Raw genomic sequence first — 21,016 nt, forward strand, 5'->3', positions numbered from 1 at the left:
GTTCAGTTTGAATTTAATAGTTTTGTTGCATGGCCTTGTGCATCAGTATGATCAGTATTTGGGGGCTGATTCGGTACGGTTTGTGAGTGTTTGCCAGGGGGGCTCGATGGCAATATAATTTCTGGTTGCAATAGTCGTTGTGGCTGACTCGGTGCGGCTGGATTGAAGCCAGACTCATCACCATCTTCTAATAGCGGGGGCAATGCAGACTCGACTAAAGGTGGTGGATTTTCATGATAAAAATACTCCATTATTCCTCCTTCATCACGCGTACCTGTGGATGGGTCGATGTTAATGGCAATCACGCCATCAGGTATCCGCATCTGCACTTCAGGTACGCCTTTCAATGCTGTTTCCATGTATTTAATCCAAATTGGTAAGGCAGCACCACCGCCAGTTTCACCTTTGCCTAAAGAACGTGGCTTATCAAATCCAATCCAGGCAATAGCCACTTGTTTGGGGCTGTAGCCAGCAAACCAAGCATCAATATGGTCATTCGTGGTGCCTGTTTTACCTGCAATGTCGCTACGGCCAAGTTTTAATGCTTTGGTTGCTGTGCCGTTTCGCACCACGCTCTGCATCATAGAGTTCATGATAAATGCATTGCGAGCATCAATCACACGTGGCGCGCCATTACCAGCATGGTCAAACTTGGTTGTCATAATAACTTTGCCATTATGGTCTACAATTTTCGCAATCAAGTTTGGTTTGACACGATATCCGCCATTGGCAAACACGGCATAGGCACTAGCCATTTGCCATGGCGTGGCTGAACCTGCACCTAGTGCCATTGTTAGGTAGGGCGGATGATCTTTAGCAGCAAATCCAAAACGTGTGATATAGCTTTGCGCGTAGATAGGGTCTATATCATTCAGTACGCGAATTGCTACCATGTTGACAGATTTAGTCAGCGCTTGTCTTAGGCGTATTGGGCCTCCAAAGCCGTCCTCATAATTTTTTGGAGACCACGCTTTGTTACCCGTCTCACTTGCAGAAAAGGTTAAAGGGGAATCTTCTACTATTGTGGCTGGGGTATAGCCTTTTTCTAAAGCGGCAGAGTAAATAAAAGGTTTAAAGCTTGAACCAGGTTGACGCCATGCTTGAGTAATATGGTTAAATTTACTTCTATTGAAATCAAAGCCACCAACCAAAGCACGTACCGCACCGTTTTCAGGATCAAGTGCAACTAATGCTGATTCTACCTGTGGAAGTTGCACGATGCGCCATGCATCAGCGCTTTTCTCATCCTTAGTTTTTAGTACGCGAATGACAGCTCCAGCTTTTAATAAGTGCTTGGCAGGGTCTTTTTCGGCCAGCATTTTTTCTACGAACGACAATCCTTTGCCGGTAATAACAATATCATCACCATATTTGGTATGTGCCTGGATAGACTTTGGCGTAGCGTTGGTGATAATCGCAGGAATAAAACCATTAAATGTTTCAAACTCATCCAGAGCGTTATCTAACGGATTTTTATTGTTTGAGGCAGTGTCATCATCTGACTGCAACGAGCCTAAATCCAGCATTGCTTCAGGGCCGCGGTAACCATGTCGCAAGTCATAATTTAAAATGCCTTCACGAACCGCGTTATTGGCCGCTTCCTGATTCGATCTGCGTATAGTGGTGAAAACATTGAGGCCGCTACTGTAAATCTCGTCTTGATATTGTGCGTACAAAGTTTCCCGCACAATTTCTGCCACGTAATCAGCCGATAAATCACGAGACCGTTTAACTTCTTTAAAACGCAACGGCTGTTTTAAAGCTGCCTGATACTCATTTTCCTTAAGAAACCCAAAACGATACATGTCGCGCAACACCTCTTGTTGGCGGCCGATTGCACGTTTCGGATTTATAAACGGATTGTAGCCAGAAGGGGCTTTAGGCAGTCCCGCTAAAAGAGCAGTTTCTGCCAGATTAAGTTTGTCTAGCGTTTTTCCATAATATATCTGAGAAGCAGCAGCAAAGCCGTAAGAACGTTGGCCTAAATAAATCTGGTTGATATACAGCTCAAGGATTTTATCCTTGGTTAAAGTCCGTTCAATTTTAATGGCTAGCAAAGATTCATTTATTTTGGTGATAAATGTCCGTTTACCGTTAGGAGGGGTGAAAAAGTTCTTGGCGACTTGCATGGTAATAGTGCTGGCGCCTTCATGAGACTTGCCAGTCACATTGTTTTTTATAGCTCTTAATACACCGGTAGTGTCTATGCCGCCGTGCTGATAAAAACGTCGGTCTTCAATGGCTAAAACCGCATCTTTCAGGTTTTGCGGAACTTGGGATATGTCGATAAAAGCGCGGCGTTCTTCACCAAACTCGCCAATTAAATAACCATCTTCAGAGTACACGCGCAATGGTAATTTCGGCTGATAATTAGTGAGTGCATCAAGAGAAGGTAATGACGGGTAGATAATCGCAGCTGCTATGGCCACAAGTGCCAGTATGGATAAGCCGCTAACAATTATAGCGAGTAAAACATAGTGCCACCATTTGGTAGGAGTCATGTTGTTTACGTTTCATTTGATTAAGTATCGACGGTATTATAAATTGCTCTGACGCCCAAGGCTAACAAACTATAAAATAAAGCGTTAAAAAGTGATAAATAAAAACCATAAATGAATTAAGCAATAAAAAAATTGCTTTACAGGGCTTTAAGTTGTTGATAGGATTTAATGTAAATTATTAGAAATGTACGTAACTAACGATACCAGAAAGGGAATTTCAATTTGAAATTCAGCTTTTTTAAAGATAAAACCCCGCCACTGATTGGAGTAGATATCAGTTCTACCGCTATTAAAATGGTAGAGCTGTCAGACGACGGTCGCGGAGGCTATAAGCTTGAAGGATATTCAAGTGCGCCTTTGGCAAAAGAGGCTATCGTTGATGGCAATGTGGGCGATCTTGAAAAAGTTGCTGATGCCATGAAAATGGCATGGAAACTATTAGGCTCCAAGCAAAAGCGTGTCGCGCTTGCTTTGCCTGCCTCCGCTGTCATTACTAAAAAAGTGTTAATGAACGCAGGTCTGCGTGAAGAGGACATGGAAGCTCAAGTAGAGGCTGAAGCTAACCAATACATACCATTCTCCTTAGATGAAGTGAATATTGACTTCCAGATTATTGGGTCAGCGCCAAACAATTCAGATGAAGTGGAAGTGCTAATAGCCGCTTCCCGTAAAGAAAAAATTGAAGATCGAGTCGGAGCAGCTGAAGGTGCTGGGTTAAAGGTCGCGGTAATGGATGTAGAGAATTATGCAACAGAAGCTGCATATTCTCTGGTGGCAAGTCAGCTGCCAAATTCAGGGCGTGAACAAACGGTATTAATTGTAGATATCGGCGCTTCAATGATGCATATCAATGTTTTGCATAATAATAAGTCAGTTTATACGCGGGAGCAGAACTTTGGCGGCGGACAACTCACACAGGAAATTCAAAGACGCTTTGGTTTGTCTTTAGAAGAGGCCGAGATTGCTAAACGCAAGGGTGGGCTACCTGAGAGTTATGATAGCGAAGTGTTGCAGCCCTTTATGCAGTCGCTATCTATGGAAGTTGCAAGGGCTTTGCAGTTCTTTACTAGCTCTACACAATATAATCGAATTGATCACATTGTATTGGCTGGTGGATGTGCAGCCATTCCTGCAGTAGACGTTGCGGTGCAGGATAGAACCCAAGTGAACACAATTGTTGCAAATCCATTTCACAGCATGGCAATTAGCACCAGACTTAAACAGCAGCAAGCCGCAATCGATGCGCCGTCGCTGCTAATCGCATGTGGTCTTGCAATGCGGGGCTTGTCAATATGATACGTGTCAACTTACTGCCACATCGCCAAATAAGACGGGAAGCGCGTCAGCGTGAATTTGGCTTAATGTCGCTTTTTTCTGCGATTGCTGCCGCTTTCATTATTTTCTTAGGTTATACATTCATCAATGCAAAAATTGATGCGCAGACGGAGCGAAATGCGCGTTTGGATGCGGCCATTGTCAAGCTGGATAAGGAAATTGCCGATATTAAAGATTTAAAAGATCAAATCAGCACCATGTTAGAGCGTAAACAAGTGGTTGAGAACCTGCAAACTAATCGTAGTCAGGCGGTTGTTATTCTGGATGAATTAAGCAGACAGTTGCCAGAGGGTATGTATCTCAAAAATATCAAGCAACAGGGTGGTTTAATATCAATTGAAGGTATTGCCGATACCAATGCGCGCGTGGCCACTTTAGTGCGTAATCTCTCCACTTCAAACTGGATGGAGTCACCTAGCCTGGTTGAAATCAAATCAGTATTAGTCAATACCCTCAAGCAAAATGCATTTGCCTTAAACGTAAATATTAAAGTGCCTAATGCAGAAGAAGACAAAACAACTAAAGCTGGAAGTCAACCATGAAGTTAGAAGACTTTAATAATATTGATATCAATAATGCGGGGAGTTTGCCTGCTGCGGTTAAAGCGTTATTGCTTGCTGCAATTTTCTTCGTTATTTTAGCGCTGGGTTATTATTTTTTATGGACTGATGCGTTTACATCACTTGATACGGCAAAAGCAAAAGAGCAGGAATTGCGTCAGGTTTTTTTAGACAAACAAGCCCAAGCCGTTAATTTGGTTGGGTATAAACAACAAATGGTCGAAATTGAAAAAACATTCGGTGCTTTGTTAAAGCAGCTTCCAGATAAATCTCAAATGGATGGATTGTTAACTGATATTAACCAGGCTGGATTGAATAGAGGTTTGGAGTTTGAGTTATTTAAGCCTAGCCAGGAGACGCAAGCAGAATTTTATGCTGAGATGCCAATCTCTATTAAAGTGCTGGGTACCTACCATGACTTAGGAGCGTTTGCTACAGACATCTCTAAATTGTCGCGCATTGTTACTTTAAATGATATTTCCGTGACTACTGGCGGTAAAGATGCTAAAGCCTCCGATGCTGTATTGGTGATGGAGGCCACGGCAAGAACTTACAGGTATTTAGATGCGAATGAAATTGCCTCAAAGAAAAGCGCCTCCAAAGTTAATCCAGGTGGGAAAGGTTGATTAAACAAGTGAATTTGCGACTAAAATCAAAATCCGCACAAAACATGTGGTTCAAAATATCATCGATTTGTATACTAAGTCTTGGTTTAGTGGCTTGCGATGGTGATGGCGGAGATGATCTTGATAAGTTCATTCGTGAGGCGGCTAATGGAATGGTGCCAAAGATTAAACCTTTGCCGGAGGTGAAGCCTTATCTTGCCTTGCAATACAATGCAGATGGCAAGCTGAGTGATCCATTCAGATCTCGTAAAGCGTCGAATAAATCGGGTATGTTGCAACCAAACCGGAGTAGGCCGAAAGAGTCTATGGAGGCATACCCATTAGAAAGTATAAAGTACGTGGGGCACCTATCAAAAACCAAGTTAACTTATGCCTTACTTTTGACGCCAGATAATGGTGTGCAACAAGTAAAAATTGGAAATTATGTAGGTCAAAATTTTGGTATGGTAACAAAAATTACTGATAGCGAAGTTGTTCTAAAAGAGATTGTGCAGGATGAACTTTCAGGGGATTGGATAGAGCGTATTTCAAGTTTGGCTTTACAAGAGTAATTAGCAATACTTGCCAGTTTATTAGCAAGACTTATCAGCGTAGCTGGTTAGTCGCGCTTATCAGTTTCCTGACTGGGTTAGAAGTGCTTATCAGTTTTCCTGATTAGCAACATTTGCCAGCGAAACTGGCTTAGTACTGGTTACCAGTCTACTGAGTGTTGCTTGTCAGCTCTCTGGTTGGCAAAAGGCTGATGCTCTATTTAAGTAATTAGGAATTTAAGGTGAGGCAATGAAAAAAAATACATGGATGACCAAATTTTTGCAGGCATTGTTGCTGATAGGTTTAACGCTATCAGCTGGTTTCTCATATGCTGAGGAGCAGTTAGCATTAAGCAATAAAATTGAGAGTGTAGATTTTTCAACCTTGCCTGGTGGCAGGGTCGCGGTTCACATTAAAACCACATCACCGCTTGCAAACGCCCCTGCAGGGTTCACGCTAAATAGTCCCGCGCGTATTGCTTTAGATTTTCCAGGTGTGGCAAATGGTTTGGCAAAAAATATAATTCAGGTAGATCAAGGCTCTCTAAAAAGCATTATGCTTGCCCAAGCAAAAGAACGTACGCGTATGGTGCTGAATTTATCTAAAAACGTTGGTTACAGCAGCACCGTAAAAGGTAACGAAGTAACGATTATGCTGCAGGCCAATGAAGTAAGTGCAAATGTAGGTGTTGAAACTAAATTTGCAGAAGCGGCTATAGGCCAGCAGCAATATTCAATTAACAATGTTGATTTTGCCCGGGGTAAAAATGGTGAAGGCCGTATTATTGTAGACTTATCAAATGCCTCAGCAGGTATCAATATCAAGCAAACAGGTAAGACAATTGTCGTTGATTTTATTAACACCGATGTACCAGCCAACTTACAGCGCCGCCTTAATGTCACCAATTTTAATACACCGGTTATTTATGTGGATACCATGAAGCAAGGTAAAAATGGCCGCATGATAATTGAACCCAAAGGCAACTGGGAGCAATCAGCTTACCAAGCCGATAAAAAATTCATTATAGATGTCCGTCAAGTAATCGAAGATCCAAACAAATTGGTTCGAGGCGCTAAACCAGGTTACGCAGGTGAAAAACTCTCTTTGAATTTCCAGAATATCGAAGTGCGCTCCGTATTGCAGGTAATTGCTGACTTTACCGGGTTAAATATTATTACAAGTGACACAGTAACTGGCAATCTAACTTTACGACTAAAAGATGTGCCCTGGGATCAGGCATTGGATATTATTGTCCAAAGCAAGGGTCTATCTATGCGTAAAACGGGTAATGTAATTTTAATTGCCCCGGCAGAAGAGGTGGCGGCTAAAGAGAAGCAAATGCTGGAAGCATCGTTGCAAATTGATGATTTAGAGCCAGTGCGCACTGAAGTATTTACTTTGAAATATATGAAGGCAGAATCACTCAAAAATATATTGAGTGATCCAAAACAAAAAATATTATCCAAGCGCGGTAGTGCAGTGTTAGACCCACGTACTAATACGGTGTTTGTGCAAGATACTTCAAAATATTTAGAACAGGTGCAAGCAATTATCAATAAAGTAGATATTGCAGTTAAACAAGTAATGATTGAGTCCAGATTGGTGATTGCTGATGATAAATACAGCAAGGCGTTGGGGGCCAGGTTTGGCGTAACTCAAACAGGAACACCAGGTAGGGCTGCGAGTACCATCAGCGGAACTTTAGGTAACAGGCCAACTGCAAGTACGGCCACAACGCTAACACAAGGTACGCATAACGGCTCTATACAAACAGCCCTCACAGGCGGTGCTGTTACAACAAGCTCTGACGGACTGCCTGATTTGGCATCGAACCTTCCTGTTGCCAATGCATTTGGCTCATTTGCATACAGCTTGTTCCATCTGCCGGCTGGTTTGCTGTTGAACTTTGAATTAACGGCGATGGAAGCCGACGGGCGCGGTAAAGTAGTTTCTAGTCCACGTGTCACAACGGCAAATCAGCACAAAGCGAAAATTGCTCAAGGTACAGAGATACCTTATTTAGAAGCAAGCAGTAGCGGAGCAGCTACGGTTTCCTTTAAACCTGCGGTATTAAGTTTAGAAGTAACACCACAAATTACACCGGATGATAAAATCATCATGCAACTTGATGTTAAAAAAGACCGGGTAGGGCAAGTATTTAATGGTGTTCCATCTATTGAAACCCAAAACATCAATACCCTGGTGTTGGTAGGCAACGGTGAAACCGCTGTGCTTGGTGGAATTTTTGAGCAAACAGAACGCAACGATGTGGAGAAAGTGCCATTCTTTGGCGACTTACCAATTATGGGTAATCTGTTCAAACGTAAAACTACGCTTAACAACAAAACAGAATTACTGATTTTCATTACGCCAAAAATTATGAATGATAGTTTAACGTTGCAATAAACCGCAGGTTTTGTCTGGTTGTGCATTTTTAACTCAAGCAAAACCTGACAGATATTCAAGATTGTCTTAAAATGCCCATCATGATTGTGATGGGCATTTTTTATGCGTAATAGGTGGTAAGAGTTGAACAATATTTTTTTTATCGGTTTGATGGGGGCAGGTAAAACCACGATAGGTCGACTAATTGCGAAGCAGTTGGGCATGGTTTTTTACGACTCGGATCATGAAATTGAACGTAAAACCGGCGTTAAAATCCCGCTTATATTTGAGCTGGAAGGCGAGGCAGGCTTTCGCAAACGTGAAACAGCCATCATTGAAGAACTGTGTCAGTTAAAAAATATTGTAATGGCCACAGGCGGCGGTGCCGTTTTGATGCCGGAAAATCGGGCATTACTTAAAAATAATGGCAAAGTAGTATATTTGCGGGCAAACGTTCATGATTTATGGCTACGTACCCGCAATGATAAAACTCGCCCGCTATTGCAGGGTGGTAACATCAGGCAGAAGTTAGAGCAACTCTATATCGAGCGTGACCCCATCTACACGGCCTTAGCAGATTGTATTGTGGATACCGGCGCACAATCGGCACATGACATCACAAATTACATTGAGCAATTGCTGCAAAATGATTACACTCAAGACGATGCTTATGAAAATATTAAGCCTTAAATTATCGCCATTTCACTAAAACTGTTCCCTGAGCTTGTCGAAGGGATATGCATAATCACCATTAGCTTGCCGGGCATATCCCTTCGACAAGCTCAGGGAACGACGTAGGTGGGTTTGATGGTTTTGTGATAATTAGTAGGTTATTTCATATCGTGCATAGGCCTCAATATAAACTAAGCTAACCCAATTAAGCCAATAATGACAATGCAAACACTTAAAGTAGAACTAGCCAATAGAAGTTACCCAATACATATCGGGCGTAATCTTCTTACCAATGCCAGCCTGATTTTACCTTACCTTAAACGTATGCATGTCGCCATTGTGACTAACACCACAGTGGCGCCATTGTATTTGGATAAATTAAGCCAAACCCTTCAGGCAGAAGGCGTCAAGGTCATTCCCATTATTTTGCCAGATGGCGAAGCCTATAAAAATGCTGAAACATTGAATACAATTTATGATGTTTTGTTGCAGAATCGTTGTGAGCGCAGTACAACGCTCATTGCACTTGGCGGCGGTGTGGTTGGCGATTTAACTGGCTATGCCGCAGCTACTTATCTGCGTGGCGTACCTTTCATTCAAATCCCTACTACGTTACTTTCGCAGGTGGATTCTTCAGTCGGCGGAAAAACTGGCATTAACCATCCCTTAGGCAAAAATATGATAGGTGCCTTTTATCAACCGCAATTGGTACTGGCTGATATTGATACCTTGCAAACATTGCCTGCGCGAGAGTTTTCAGCAGGCGTGGCAGAAGTCATTAAATATGGCTTAATTAGAGACGCAGATTTTTTTGACTGGCTGGAAACCAATATGGCAAGTTTGATGCAGCTTAACGAACAAGTGCTCAGTTATGCCATTTATCGCTCATGTCAAAACAAGGCAGAAGTTGTAGCTAAAGATGAGCACGAGCAAGGCGAGCGCGCGTTGCTAAACTTGGGCCACACATTCGGCCATGCGATAGAAAACGCCATGGGCTACGGCGTATGGCTGCATGGTGAAGCTGTAGCCGCAGGCACCATGATGGCAGCTGATTTGTCACAACGCATGGGCTGGCTAAGCGCTAATGAAGTGAACAGAATCAAAAATAGTTTTGAAGCGGCTAATTTACCAATAATTCCGCCAAAATTAGGCGCAGAAAAATATTTAGATTTAATGGGCTTGGATAAAAAAGTAGAGAATGGAAAAATCAGGCTAATATTGCAGCAAGGCATTGGCAAATCAGTCATTACCAGTGATTATGATGCTGAGAAATTAAAAGAGACCTTGGTGTTATGCTAAAGATCAATAATTTCGCGGTCACAGACCGCTCCTACAAAGTGCAGACTATTGTAGGAGCGGTCTGTGACCGCGAGCAATGCAGCAGCCGGCGGAAATGCTGCTTATGAACCCCCTAGCCCCCTACGCTGCAAACCCTAATCAAACACAAGGCCGCCAATTCAGCGAGCCGCCATCCGAAACCCGCAATGCCTTTCAGCGTGACCGCGACCGCATTATTCATTCAACTGCTTTTCGCCGCTTGGAATACAAAACTCAGGTCTTTGTGAACCATGAAGGTGATTTATTCCGCACGCGCTTAACACACAGCCTTGAAGTCGCTCAAATGGCGCGCGGTATCGCGCGTACACTTAACTTGCACGAAGATTTAACAGAAGCCATTGCCCTTGCGCACGATTTGGGTCACACACCGTTTGGCCATGCAGGGCAAGATGCACTCAATGAATGTATGCGCGATTTCGGCGGTTTTGAACATAACCTGCAATCATTGCGCGTGGTTGAAAAGCTAGAGCAGCGTTATGCCGAGTTTGATGGCTTAAACCTCACGTTTGAAGTGCGGGAAGGCATACTAAAACATTGCGCTATTAAAAATGCAAAGCTATTAGGTGATGTCGGTAAGCGCTTTTTAGATAAGACCAGCCCGAGTTTGGAGGCGCAGCTCACTAATTTTGCCGATGAAATCGCCTACAACAACCATGATATAGATGATGGCCTGCGCTCAGGTTTAATTACTATAGAACAGTTGTCAAAAGTTACAATCTTTGCCGACAACCTAGCAATAGTAAAAACCAAATATCCTAAATTAGAACAAAAGCGCGTGATACACGAAACAGTCCGCCGCATGATAAACACATTGGTGGTAGATTTATGTACAAATAGCGAAGCCAATATAGCGCAACACCAACCTGCCAGCATCAATGACATACGCCAGTTGCCGCATTTAATCAGCTTTAGCAGCGTAGTGGCAGAGCAAAACCTCAAGCTCAAACAGTTTTTACGTAAAAACCTATATCACCATTACAAAGTAAATCGAATGAGCGCAAAGGCTGCATGCATTGTGCGCGAACTATTTAATGCTTTTTATGAAAATACGGGCTTATTACCCAATGAATTTCAAGTTTATGCCGAAACTGACAAAGCCCGCGCCGTTGCAGATTACATAGCCGGCATGACAGACCGCTTTGCCATACGCGAGCACCGTAAATTATTCACGGTAGAAGAGTATTTGTAATAATCTTTCGCGGCTGCAAGCCGCTCCTACCTATACGCATTGTAGGAGCGGCTTGCAGCCGCGAACAACCCAAATGGTCAATGACGCCACAATTTCACCACCGCATTCGGGGCTACAAGCCCCTCCTACCAAGTGCGTTGTTGTAGGAGCGGCTTGCAGCCGCGAAAAAAGTAAATAAACCATAAAAAATGAATTCAACAACAAAGTTGCTACAACCCAAACACCAAAAAGATTTGCGCAAAGGTCGCTATTCGGAAGTTAATCAAATTTATCACATTACAACTACCACCAAAAACCGCGCACCGATTTTTAGCGATTTTTCCTCCGCAAGAAAACTCATCAGCACTATACGAAAATCAGATGACTTAAACTTCACCAAAACCCTTGCGTTTGTCATTATGCCAGACCATATGCACTGGCTAATACAGCTAGATAACAATGCAACATTACAACGCATTATTCGTAGTATGAAATCACAAAGTGCCAAGGTAATTGGCATGCCAATATGGCAAGCAGGCTATTACGACCATGCAATTCGTAAAGACGAAGATATACAGAATATTGCAAGATATATTGTAGCTAACCCCATACGCGCGGGCTTAGTTACAAAGGTGGGCGATTATCCGCATTGGGATGCGATTTGGTTGTAACTTATATGTAGGAGCGAATTTTAAATCGCGAAGGCAATGCCGCACACAACAACCATCGCTTGCGCATCAAGGTAGGAGCGATCTTTAGATCGCGAAAGCAACGGTGAATTAAGCCACCATTTTTCGCGGCCTTCAAATCCCGAAAGCAATGTAGCTAATAACAACCCATAACGTTCACAGTCTAGACTTCGCCGTATCATAAACTTTTAGTTTATCTCGCTTACCAACGGCAATCACAGTCACAAACACAATATCATCTTCGACACGATAAACAAGTCTATAGCCAACACGTAAAAGTTTAATTTTGTAACAGTCCTGCATGCCTGATAAACCTGCGGCAGAAACGTGAGGAGCTTCAAGCCGCTCAATCAGTTTCTTCTTGAAAGGCTCTCGTACGCTATTGTCCAACTTTTTCCACTCTGCAAATGCCAGTTCGTGAAATCGTAGCTTATAGGTCATCAATCGCAACCTCAATAAACGGGCCACTGGCGCGTTCTTGAATGAGCTTAGCGTCTTCTAAATCTTCCATATGTGCGATGAGTCGTTCGTAATGCGCGGCAGGCAGCAAGTAAGCTTCTGGTCGGTTATGGTTAAGAATAGCAACAGGGCAATCATCAGCTAGCTTGATAACGCCGGCAAAGTTGCGCTTTAATTCAGTCACGCTTACAGTCATATTGCTGTAAATAGTATCCATAAAAACCTCGTAATATAAAAATAATGTGTTATTAGATGTTTAATTTAGCATTTAATTTAGCATTTAATTTAGGTTTAGTCCAGCAAATATCCACCAAACTAAATAAAATAGAATCCGACCCTATTTCTATTGCTTTCGCGATTTAAAAATCGCTCCTACATAAAAACCCCATGGTTGAACGCATCTTGTAGGAGCGCAACTTGTTGCGCGAAGGTGTTGGTGATGATGCGGAGAAGCCAAATACTGGCTCATCCGCGAGGCCACCGTCACCATTAAACCACCAGTGATAAATCCCCTCCTACATGACCCGGATGTTGCACATTTACAACAAATGTAAATATTTGTGACTAAAATGCAAATAAATAGTTGTTTCAGCTAACTCGTTTAGGCATACTCTCATTCACCTTCTTAATGAAACCTATTCTGTTTGTAATATAAGAGCATAGAAAGCATTGAGAGAGTTTGCAAACTCTCTTGCCAGCAATGGTGAGGTAACTTAGTTATAAATACTATAAGCAATAACCTTTTAGGAGATTCAATATGAATAACACAATTAAATTAGCAGTGGCTTCAGCTTTATTAGCTGCAGCTTCAAGCGCAAACGCTGGCATCATGATTCCAGCTGGCGATTGGACATTGGACATCGGTGGTGTTGTAAACGCTTACTACACAAGTACACGTGCTTCTGGTACAGCAACTGGTTTAGCTGGTGCAAATGATACTGGTACTAAAACAGCATCAAACATTACAACTGGTCTGTTACCAAACTACCTATCAGTTTCTGGTAAAACTCGTCAAAATGACTTAGATGTTGGTTTCACTATCAGCATCAATCCAGGTGCTTCAACAACACAATCTGGTATTCAGACAGCTCAACAAGAAAACCGTCAGGCATTCTTGACATTCGGTGATGCTTCATGGGGTTCTATCAAACTTGGTAAAGATTTAGGTATCTACGCTTCAGATGCTATCTTGAATGACATGACATTGTTAGGCGTGGGTTCTGCTGCTGGTATGTTAGCTGGTAACACAACAACATTAGGCCGTATCGGTACTGGCTTTATGTATGCTGACTGGAAATCACAAATCGCTTACTCATCACCAAACTGGAATGGTTTCAGCTTTACAGCTGGTGTAACACAGGCTTGGAACGGTACAGGCAATACTCAACGTGGTGGTTCAGAGCCAGCTTACGAAGGTAAAGCAAGCTATGCTTGGGCTGGCGACTTCGCTGGTAAAGTATGGGCTTCTGGACTTACACAAAATGTTGAAGGTGCTGATGATAGAGCTAATGCATGGGACTTAGGCGCTACTGTAAATGTTGCTGGTTTTGGCTTAACTGGTTACTACGGCCAAGGTGAAGGTACTGGTACTACAGTATTGTTCAATCAAGGTTATGATCTTGCTGGTCAAGCACGTGATTCAGATGACTGGTACGTTCAAGGTACTTACACACTTCCAGGTGTAGGCACTAAATTGGGCGTAAGCTACGGCGAGTCAACATTAGATGGTAACGCAATTGATGCATTCAATGAAACACAAAACAGAATGTGGACTGTTGGTGCTTACCACCCATTGACAAAACACTTGAACTTGGTAGCTGAGTACTCAGATGTTAAAGGTGAATTTGATGGTAAAGTCGCTGGTACTTCTACAGAAGGTAAAACAAAAACTATCGCTTTAGGCGCAATCTTATTCTTCTAGGATAAGACAGGCAACAGCCTGTTGAGTTTAAAGTTATAAATAAAAAACGGCATCTTCGGGTGCCGTTTTTTTGTTTGCATTTTTTTGCTGAAATGATAGACTAACCTTAGTTTTAGGAGGGAAATATATGAGCGAAAAAATAGACAACTTAATACTTGAGCACTTGAAGACATTTCAAGCTGGGCAAAATCGCATTGAAAGCGAGCTAAAAGAAATTAAACATCGTGTGAGTAATTTAGAAGTTGGCGTTGCTGCAGTGCGGCGTGATGTAGCTCATTTTTCAACAGAACATGCCACACAATATATCAGCATTGATAGAATTAACGAGCGCATTGAGCGTATTGAAAAAAGGCTAGAGATAGCGTATTAAGCGTAGGGTGTGCAAAAAGTTTACCTTGCCCACCATAACAGTGTGCAAATAAAAACGGCATCTTCGGGTGCCGTTTTTATTGGTTGCTTTCTTTATTTTCTTTCGCTAGACTATGTCAAGATAAATCCTAAGGGTTGCTAATGGCTACCGTAACATTTGATACGCATAAATTTTTGCAAAAGTTAAAAGAAGCAGGTTTTGATGAAAAGCAAGCTGAGGTCTAACCGAAGCGATGCGTTCGGCAATTGATGAGTCTGAGTTAGTGACTAAAAAAGATTTGCAAATTGCACTGGCACCGATTAGTGCGGATTTGAACTTACTTAAATGGATGATGGGTGCTTTAATTGCGGTTGCAATAGCCAATTTCGCTAAACAGTATTTTTGATCGTAAAAATGGGGTCAGACACGATTTATGCTTAACTTAGAAACTACAAGTCATTAAAGTTATCAATAAAAAACGGCATCTTCGGGTGCCGTTTTTTTAGGTAGGAGCGATTTTTAAATCGCGAATGCAATTTGTGGAGTATGATTAACCGATGTATAGCAAAAGATTTTTGTTGGAAATTAGGCTCAGCCACCATGCGAAATTGCGTATGGTTGAGCGTAGCATTACTGATGAAATTATCTTGGATTTAGTTGAAACTGGCATGACTCAGTATAAAGACGAAAAACGTTTGTGGATTTATAAAGCCTATACAGATAGAAATGATAATTTATTATGCATTGCTGTTGTTATTGAGTCTGTTTTGGTGATTAAAACCGTGATGCACCATTTTGAACTGGAGCAAAAATGAAAACACTTTATTACCCTGAAGATGATATTTTAGAACTTGTTTTTAATGATAAGCCAATTACGCGTGAAACTTCACAAGACTGGAATGTGAATGTAAGTTATGCGGCTGATGGAAGTATCGTCCAAATGGTTATTTTAGACGCAGTAGCTGCTGGCTTGATTCCTTTTCATAGTGAGCAGTCTAAGTTGGCTGCCTAGTTTGATGTAATTTGACCATTGTGAACAATAAACTGGAAAATGGGGTCTGGAAAATGTGGAAAATGGGGTCAAATGTGGAAAATGGGGTCAGACACGATTTACGTCGAAGTGTAACCCTGTTGTAGTTTAAAGTTATAAATAAAAAACGGCATCTTCGGGTGCCGTTTTTTGTTTTGGTACCACGGGCACTCCGACCAGAGAAAACTGATAAGTGCCACTAAGCTAGCTTTGCTAGCAAGTGTTACTAATTTGCTAAGTGCTGTACCAGTGCTTGGCATCCCCGTAGAATATATCTGCTAAAGCAGATTATTCATACGTGAAAGCACTTGCAAAGTCGTATGTAGGAGCGGCTTGCAGCCGCGAATCGCCATGCAAATAAGCGTCACCACAATAATCACCATTGCCTTCTGGGCTACAAGCCCCTCCTACAGGGTGCCGTTTTTTTATTGCTAATGAAATCTTTTCGCTATATGATATACATGTATATCAAACTTGGAGATAAGTATGTTAGCCATTAGATTACCTGAAGATATAGAAAATAGATTAGACGTTTTAGCCAAAGCAACAGGACGTACTAAAACATTTTATGCGCGTGAAGCTATTTTAGAGTATTTAGAAGATTTAGAAGATTTATATTTAGCCGAGCAAAGATTAGCTGATATTCAGGCTGGGCGTAGTAAAACTTACACTTTAGATGAAGTTAAAAGTCGTTTAGAGCTAGCAGACTAATGCGTTGGAAAGTTATTGTAGATGATAAAGTTTTTAAAATGCTACAAAAGCTTGATAAGCCAGTAACAGCACGCATTATTGACTTTATTGAAAACTGGTTGGCAGCGGCTGAAAATCCAAGAATACTTGGTGCTGCACTGCAAGGTGCAAAATTGGGCGAATACTGGAAATATCGCGTTGGTGACTACCGTATCATCGCTAATATAGATGATAGCCAAATTACAATTACGGTGGTTAGAATTGGCAATCGAAAAGAAGTGTATCGCTAGTTTTAGTCAACTTAACCCGCTAATCTCGTGCTGATAAGTTGAAAATATGAATCTATACCCCGTTACCGTAATCAATAATTTTTACGAAAACCCTGATGCTATTTGACAATTCGCCTTAGCACAGCAGTATAAATTTCTCCATGAAGAAGGCGATATTGGCTATGTTTACCCTGGATGTAGAACAAAAGACTTAATATGATTTAGATAGTGATTTACAAGAAAAAGTACTTAAAAAACTAGTTTCGGTATTTCATATTCCTGAGCATGATAGTATGCGCCGGGCGATTTCTTCAAGTTTTCAAAGTGTTTCAGAACAATATAGACAGGGTGTCATTCACACGGATAACAATACAATTTTTGCTGGAGTACTTTATTTAACACCGAATGCTCCACTCGATTCTGCGGTGTACTTTAAAGCGTATAATTATTTGTTGCCAAATTTTGCCAAAGCATTTAGAGTATACGTTATGAGCACTATGAATATTTCATTACCCGCACCACTTAAAAACTTTGTTGATGAGCATGTCGCGGCAGCAGGTTACGGCACGTCTAGCGAATATGTCCGGGAATTAATACGTCGTGATCAAGACCGTTTGCACTTACGTAGCTTGATAATTGAAGGCGCTAGTTCTTCAGTTGCTGGTGAGGCCGACAAACAGTATTTTTCTGATTTGCGCGCTGACATTAATAAACGATTAGCACAGCACGCCTAATGAAGAAGCTGGTTCGGCGTGCTCTAGCTGATGCTGATATTTTGGCTGCGCTGGATTATTACGTTGCTAACGCACCAGAATATGCACTTAGCTTTCTAGATGCTTTAGAGCATGCATACCAGCATATTCAAAAATTCCCTGCGACTGGCTCTCCACGTTACGCACATGAATTAGATTTGCCTGAATTGCGTGTTTGGAGTTGCAATAAATTTCCGTATCTAGTCTTTTACGCTGAACATCCCAACCAAATTGAAATATGGCGAGTACTTCATAGCAGTCGTGACATTCCGATTTCGCTTCAGTTCGAAATCTTTACTAACGAATAGGGGAAATGGGGTCAGACTCGATTTAATTGGCTGCCAAGTTATCGGGGCGGGTCGCCCCTCCTACATTATTCTTCTATCCCAAGTTCCTGAATCTTCCGTGTGAGTGTATTGCGCCCCATGCCTAGCTGATTGGCGGCTTCAATACGGCGGCCGTGGGTATGTTCCAGCGCCTTTACAATTAATATCCGTTCAAAAATTTGCGTGCGGGTTTCTAATACGTTTTGCTCGCCACGGTTCAGTGCATCCATGACTTCACTCGCGAGTGCATCTTGCCAAGAGAGGGCTGCGCTGGATTTACTGCTATCTTCTTTTAGTTCAGGCGGTAAATCAGCCACATCAATGTTTTGCCCGGGTGCCATTACGGTTAGCCAGTGGCATACGTTTTCAAGCTGCCGTACATTGCCGCTCCAGTTCACGGCGCTTAAATATTTAAGTGCCGCAACCGATGGCTGCTTGGTTTCTACACCAAGCTCGGTAGCACTGTGTTGTAAAAAGTGTTTGATGAGTAATGGTATATCTTCACGGCGTTCGCGTAGCGCTGGCAACCTTAAGCGGATGACATTCAGGCGGTGAAATAAGTCTTCACGAAATAAACCGTTTTTAACGCGCTCTTCTAAATCCTGATGGGTGGCAGCAATAATGCGTACATTCACTTTAATGGGTTGGTGGCCGCCCACGCGGTAGAACTGCCCGTCACTTAGCACACGTAAAAGCCGCGTTTGCAAGTCTGGCGGCATGTCGCCGATTTCATCTAAAAATAGTGTGCCGGTATCGGCTTGTTCAAATCGGCCGCGTCTTGCCGCTTGAGCACCAGTAAATGCGCCACGTTCGTGACCAAACAACTCTGATTCCAGCAAGTCTTTAGGGATTGCAGCGGTGTTAATGGCAATGAATGGCTTGTCGCCGCGCGGACTATGGCGGTGCAGTGCCCGCGCTACAAGCTCTTTACCGCTGCCTGATTCGCCATTGATAAGTACAGTGGCATGTGAGCGACTTAAGCGGCCTATGGCTCTAAAAACCTCTTGCATGGCAGGCGCTTGACCAATAATCTCGGGTGTTTCTTCAATCGCTATCGTTTCTGGCGCTTGTCTGGTGCTTTCTTCCACTGCGCGTTTAATTACATCAATGGCTTGGTCAACATCAAATGGCTTTGCCAGATATTCAAACGCACCACCCTGAAATGCAGCAACTGCGCTTTCTAAATCTGAATATGCCGTCATGATAATGACGGGAATATCAGGAAATTTTTGCTTGATTTCGCTTAAAAAATCCAATCCTGAGCCATTAGGCATACGGATATCACTGACCACAACTTGCGGCTGATCACGCTCTAGCGCGTTAAGTGCCTCGGCGACCGATGCAAAGGTTTTAAATTCTAAGTCAGTGCGTGCCAGGGCTTTTTCAAACACCCAGCGGATTGATTTGTCGTCGTCGATGATCCAGATTGGTTTCATATTTATCCTATTGTTTCGCGGCTACAAGCCGCTCCTACAGAAAGCTCATGTTGGAGCGGCTTGTAGCCGCGAATGTTGTTATATTTATTGCTTAATCACTTATTACTTAATCACTTATTACTTACTTACTTATTGCTTACTTGCAGCGGGCTTAATTGCTGATGTTTCTATCGGTAATAAAATGGTAAAGCAGGTGTTGCCCGGCACGCTTTCGCATTCAATCATGCCGTGGTGCTGGGTAATAAATGTTTGTGCAAGTGTTAAGCCTAGGCCTGAGCCACCTTCGCTGCCAGAAACCAGCGGGTAAAAAATACGGTCACGAATGTCCGCCGGAATGCCGGGACCGTTATCAATGATTTCAAGTTTAATTGCGACACGGTAACGCTTTCTGGCTAATGTGACTTGACGTTCCGCGCGCGTTCTAAAGGTAATCTGGCTAGCAGGTGTGTGGTGTGACTGCATGGCTTGTACCGCGTTGCGTGCAATGTTAAGCACTGCTTGTATGAGCTTTTCACGGTCGCCAATTAACTCAGGCAAGCTTAGATCATAATCACGCTTAATAAGAACAGCTTTGGGCGATTCGGCCAACAATAAGCTTCGTACCCGCTCTAGCACCTCATGAATATTGGTTGGCTGATATTTAGGGGCGCGATGCGGTATCAGCAATCTATCCATCAGGGATTGCAGGCGATCAGCCTCTTTAATAATCACTTGGGTGTATTCGCGCAAACTGGGTGACGGTAGTTCGTGTTCAAGTAATTGCGCAGCTCCACGCAGGCCACCGAGCGGATTGCGTATCTCGTGCGCGAGGTTTCGCAGTAATTCTGCGTTGGCCTGCTGTTGTATGAGCATGCGCTCTTCACGCGCTATGCGGAGCTGGGCGTCCATTTGCTGAAACTCAAGTATCAAACAGGCATTGGGGTCATCAATCGGCGTGGCAGTGCAGGTGACGGCAAAAGAATGATGCCGATTGGTGGTGATGGTAAATTCGTGCTCTCGAAACGGGCTTTGCTGGGAAATGGCGTTTTTAATGGCCAGCATTAAAATTTCACAATCGGGAAATACATCACTTATCAGCATGCCGGTTACATGCGTGGAGCTAAAAGCAAAAATGATTTCAGCACCCGGATTGATGTATACCACACGGCGATTTTCATCGAGCAGGATGATTGCCGTAGCCAGATGCTCTAACCCGGCAAAATGATTTGGTGTTGGTTGTACCATTAAATTTGAACCATAGTAATATTAAACTAGTGCTTTCTAAGCGAGTTTATCAATGATAATACTATGATTAAAGCAAAAGATAGACCAACTTTGAATGATGGCTATAATTTAAAGATTGCCGTTAAAATGCGGTAGGAAAAATAGGTTTTTAGCGAAGGTTATCAAGTTCTTTTTGCAAGAGTTTGATATTGTTTTCGTGGCTATCAACATCCGCTTGTAAGCTTTTCATTTTTTCCTGGAATTTTGGTACGTTGCGCATAGTTGCCCCATTTGCGGCTTTATATACTTCAGGTTTAGATTCTCCCTCTGCATATGCTTTTTTGGCCTCTTCTAAAGCCACTTTTTCAGCATCAAGTTCACTTTGTAAAATATCCTGGCGCTTACTATCACGTTGGTTTTGTGTTTGCTTATCAACCCGAGGAAAACTTTCAGGCGTTGGACTACGCTTATTGGCAGAGGGGGCGCTGTCTGTGCCTTTGGGACGGCTGTTTGATATCGTGTTTGCATCAGGGTCAAAGTCCAGACGTGTTGCACCTTTTGTTTTGATGTTCGAATAGGTAATGCGCCCGTCAGCATCTACGCGTTTGTAAATTTCAGCAAACGCACTCCCTGAAAAGGCAATAACAATGAGTGTGACTAAATACAGAGTTTTTTTCATAGCAATAGTTTAGTAGAGTTGACCAAGTTAGGCAATGCAGTTAACTAACGCCTGGGTTTAAGTGCGGGTTGACCTGGTGTGTTTGAACGTATTTATA

General features: G+C 42.6%; 24 protein-coding genes. 18 read left to right on the top strand and 6 right to left on the bottom strand.

Annotated elements, in window-relative coordinates:
• Nucleotides 1-2 precede the first annotated feature (2 nt).
• A complete protein-coding gene (locus Q8J82_RS03045) occupies nt 3-2,501 on the bottom strand; it encodes a penicillin-binding protein 1A (protein WP_305327749.1) in 2,499 nt (832 codons plus the stop codon).
• Nucleotides 2,502-2,723: 222 nt separating this feature from the next.
• Here Q8J82_RS03045 and Q8J82_RS03050 point away from each other — a divergent pair, with 222 nt between their 5' ends.
• The 9 genes from Q8J82_RS03050 (at nt 2,724) to Q8J82_RS03090 (ending at nt 11,787) form a co-directional block, all read left to right on the top strand.
• Nucleotides 2,724-3,797 (top strand): pilus assembly protein PilM, encoded by a 1,074-nt coding sequence (locus Q8J82_RS03050; RefSeq protein ID WP_304891241.1) that lies wholly within the window; start codon nt 2,724-2,726, stop codon nt 3,795-3,797.
• Nucleotides 3,794-4,378 carry a PilN domain-containing protein gene (locus Q8J82_RS03055; RefSeq protein ID WP_304908873.1) on the top strand — a complete coding sequence of 195 codons (585 nt, stop codon included), beginning with the start codon at nt 3,794-3,796 and terminating at the stop codon, nt 4,376-4,378. Before Q8J82_RS03050 ends, Q8J82_RS03055 begins: the two co-directional genes overlap by 4 nt.
• Nucleotides 4,375-5,022, top strand: a complete 648-nt coding sequence (locus tag Q8J82_RS03060) for a type 4a pilus biogenesis protein PilO (protein WP_305327750.1) — start codon at nt 4,375-4,377, stop codon at nt 5,020-5,022. The genes Q8J82_RS03055 and Q8J82_RS03060 overlap by 4 nt, the downstream gene beginning before the upstream one ends.
• 44 nt (nt 5,023-5,066) lie before the next feature.
• On the top strand, nt 5,067-5,573 hold the full coding sequence (locus Q8J82_RS03065) for a pilus assembly protein PilP (RefSeq protein WP_304908871.1): 507 nt from the start codon (nt 5,067-5,069) through the stop codon (nt 5,571-5,573).
• A gap of 229 nt (nt 5,574-5,802) precedes the next feature.
• The gene (pilQ, locus tag Q8J82_RS03070; protein ID WP_304908870.1) at nt 5,803-7,959 is read left to right on the top strand and encodes a type IV pilus secretin PilQ; all 2,157 of its coding nucleotides are present in this window, start codon (nt 5,803-5,805) and stop codon (nt 7,957-7,959) included.
• 150 nt (nt 7,960-8,109) lie between these two features.
• Nucleotides 8,110-8,628 carry a shikimate kinase gene (locus Q8J82_RS03075; protein ID WP_304891248.1) on the top strand — a complete coding sequence of 173 codons (519 nt, stop codon included), beginning with the start codon at nt 8,110-8,112 and terminating at the stop codon, nt 8,626-8,628.
• A gap of 204 nt (nt 8,629-8,832) precedes the next feature.
• Entirely contained in the window at nt 8,833-9,909 is a 1,077-nt protein-coding gene (gene aroB, locus Q8J82_RS03080; RefSeq protein WP_305327751.1) for a 3-dehydroquinate synthase, read from the top strand.
• A gap of 103 nt (nt 9,910-10,012) precedes the next feature.
• Nucleotides 10,013-11,137 (top strand): deoxyguanosinetriphosphate triphosphohydrolase, encoded by a 1,125-nt coding sequence (locus Q8J82_RS03085; protein ID WP_305327752.1) that lies wholly within the window; start codon nt 10,013-10,015, stop codon nt 11,135-11,137.
• 188 nt (nt 11,138-11,325) lie between these two features.
• Nucleotides 11,326-11,787 (top strand): transposase, encoded by a 462-nt coding sequence (locus tag Q8J82_RS03090; protein ID WP_304891852.1) that lies wholly within the window; start codon nt 11,326-11,328, stop codon nt 11,785-11,787.
• Between the two features lie 174 nt (nt 11,788-11,961).
• Here Q8J82_RS03090 and Q8J82_RS03095 read toward each other — a convergent pair whose 3' ends face one another.
• Nucleotides 11,962-12,246, bottom strand: coding sequence for a type II toxin-antitoxin system RelE/ParE family toxin (locus Q8J82_RS03095; RefSeq protein ID WP_304891851.1), 285 nt, complete (start codon nt 12,244-12,246; stop codon nt 11,962-11,964).
• Nucleotides 12,236-12,481, bottom strand: a complete 246-nt coding sequence (locus tag Q8J82_RS03100) for a type II toxin-antitoxin system Phd/YefM family antitoxin (RefSeq protein ID WP_304891850.1) — start codon at nt 12,479-12,481, stop codon at nt 12,236-12,238. The genes Q8J82_RS03095 and Q8J82_RS03100 overlap by 11 nt, the downstream gene beginning before the upstream one ends.
• 540 nt (nt 12,482-13,021) lie before the next feature.
• Between Q8J82_RS03100 and Q8J82_RS03105 the strand changes: the two genes are divergently transcribed.
• The 9 genes from Q8J82_RS03105 to Q8J82_RS03145 all read left to right on the top strand — a co-directional run bounded on the left by Q8J82_RS03105 (nt 13,022) and on the right by Q8J82_RS03145 (nt 17,583).
• Nucleotides 13,022-14,185 carry a porin gene (locus Q8J82_RS03105; RefSeq protein WP_305327753.1) on the top strand — a complete coding sequence of 388 codons (1,164 nt, stop codon included), beginning with the start codon at nt 13,022-13,024 and terminating at the stop codon, nt 14,183-14,185.
• A gap of 127 nt (nt 14,186-14,312) precedes the next feature.
• Nucleotides 14,313-14,555, top strand: coding sequence for a hypothetical protein (locus Q8J82_RS03110; RefSeq protein WP_305327754.1), 243 nt, complete (start codon nt 14,313-14,315; stop codon nt 14,553-14,555).
• A gap of 232 nt (nt 14,556-14,787) precedes the next feature.
• Nucleotides 14,788-14,940 (top strand): hypothetical protein, encoded by a 153-nt coding sequence (locus tag Q8J82_RS03115; RefSeq protein WP_305327755.1) that lies wholly within the window; start codon nt 14,788-14,790, stop codon nt 14,938-14,940.
• A gap of 172 nt (nt 14,941-15,112) precedes the next feature.
• Complete coding sequence (locus tag Q8J82_RS03120; protein ID WP_305327756.1) at nt 15,113-15,349, top strand: DUF4258 domain-containing protein; 237 nt, start codon at nt 15,113-15,115, stop codon at nt 15,347-15,349.
• Nucleotides 15,346-15,546 (top strand): DUF2283 domain-containing protein, encoded by a 201-nt coding sequence (locus Q8J82_RS03125; RefSeq protein WP_305252712.1) that lies wholly within the window; start codon nt 15,346-15,348, stop codon nt 15,544-15,546. The genes Q8J82_RS03120 and Q8J82_RS03125 overlap by 4 nt, the downstream gene beginning before the upstream one ends.
• A 504-nt stretch (nt 15,547-16,050) precedes the next feature.
• Complete coding sequence (locus Q8J82_RS03130) at nt 16,051-16,275, top strand: DUF6290 family protein (protein WP_304892229.1); 225 nt, start codon at nt 16,051-16,053, stop codon at nt 16,273-16,275.
• Nucleotides 16,275-16,544: a type II toxin-antitoxin system RelE/ParE family toxin gene (locus Q8J82_RS03135; RefSeq protein ID WP_305327757.1), complete on the top strand. Its 270-nt coding sequence runs from the start codon at nt 16,275-16,277 to the stop codon at nt 16,542-16,544. The genes Q8J82_RS03130 and Q8J82_RS03135 overlap by 1 nt, the downstream gene beginning before the upstream one ends.
• Before the next feature lie 476 nt (nt 16,545-17,020).
• Complete coding sequence (locus Q8J82_RS03140; protein WP_305327758.1) at nt 17,021-17,257, top strand: type II toxin-antitoxin system ParD family antitoxin; 237 nt, start codon at nt 17,021-17,023, stop codon at nt 17,255-17,257.
• On the top strand, nt 17,257-17,583 hold the full coding sequence (locus tag Q8J82_RS03145) for a type II toxin-antitoxin system RelE/ParE family toxin (RefSeq protein ID WP_304907931.1): 327 nt from the start codon (nt 17,257-17,259) through the stop codon (nt 17,581-17,583). Before Q8J82_RS03140 ends, Q8J82_RS03145 begins: the two co-directional genes overlap by 1 nt.
• A gap of 65 nt (nt 17,584-17,648) precedes the next feature.
• Here Q8J82_RS03145 and ntrC read toward each other — a convergent pair whose 3' ends face one another.
• The 3 genes from ntrC to Q8J82_RS03160 all read right to left on the bottom strand — a co-directional run bounded on the left by ntrC (nt 17,649) and on the right by Q8J82_RS03160 (nt 20,919).
• Entirely contained in the window at nt 17,649-19,037 is a 1,389-nt protein-coding gene (gene ntrC, locus Q8J82_RS03150; RefSeq protein WP_304892225.1) for a nitrogen regulation protein NR(I), read from the bottom strand.
• 129 nt (nt 19,038-19,166) lie between these two features.
• Nucleotides 19,167-20,261 (bottom strand): nitrogen regulation protein NR(II), encoded by a 1,095-nt coding sequence (glnL, locus tag Q8J82_RS03155; RefSeq protein WP_305327759.1) that lies wholly within the window; start codon nt 20,259-20,261, stop codon nt 19,167-19,169.
• 148 nt (nt 20,262-20,409) lie between these two features.
• A complete protein-coding gene (locus Q8J82_RS03160; protein ID WP_304907930.1) occupies nt 20,410-20,919 on the bottom strand; it encodes a DUF4124 domain-containing protein in 510 nt (169 codons plus the stop codon).
• Nucleotides 20,920-21,016: the final 97 nt, after the last annotated feature.

The sequence above is a fragment of the Methylotenera sp. genome (assembly GCF_030684185.1).
Lineage (GTDB): Bacteria > Pseudomonadota > Gammaproteobacteria > Burkholderiales > Methylophilaceae > Methylotenera.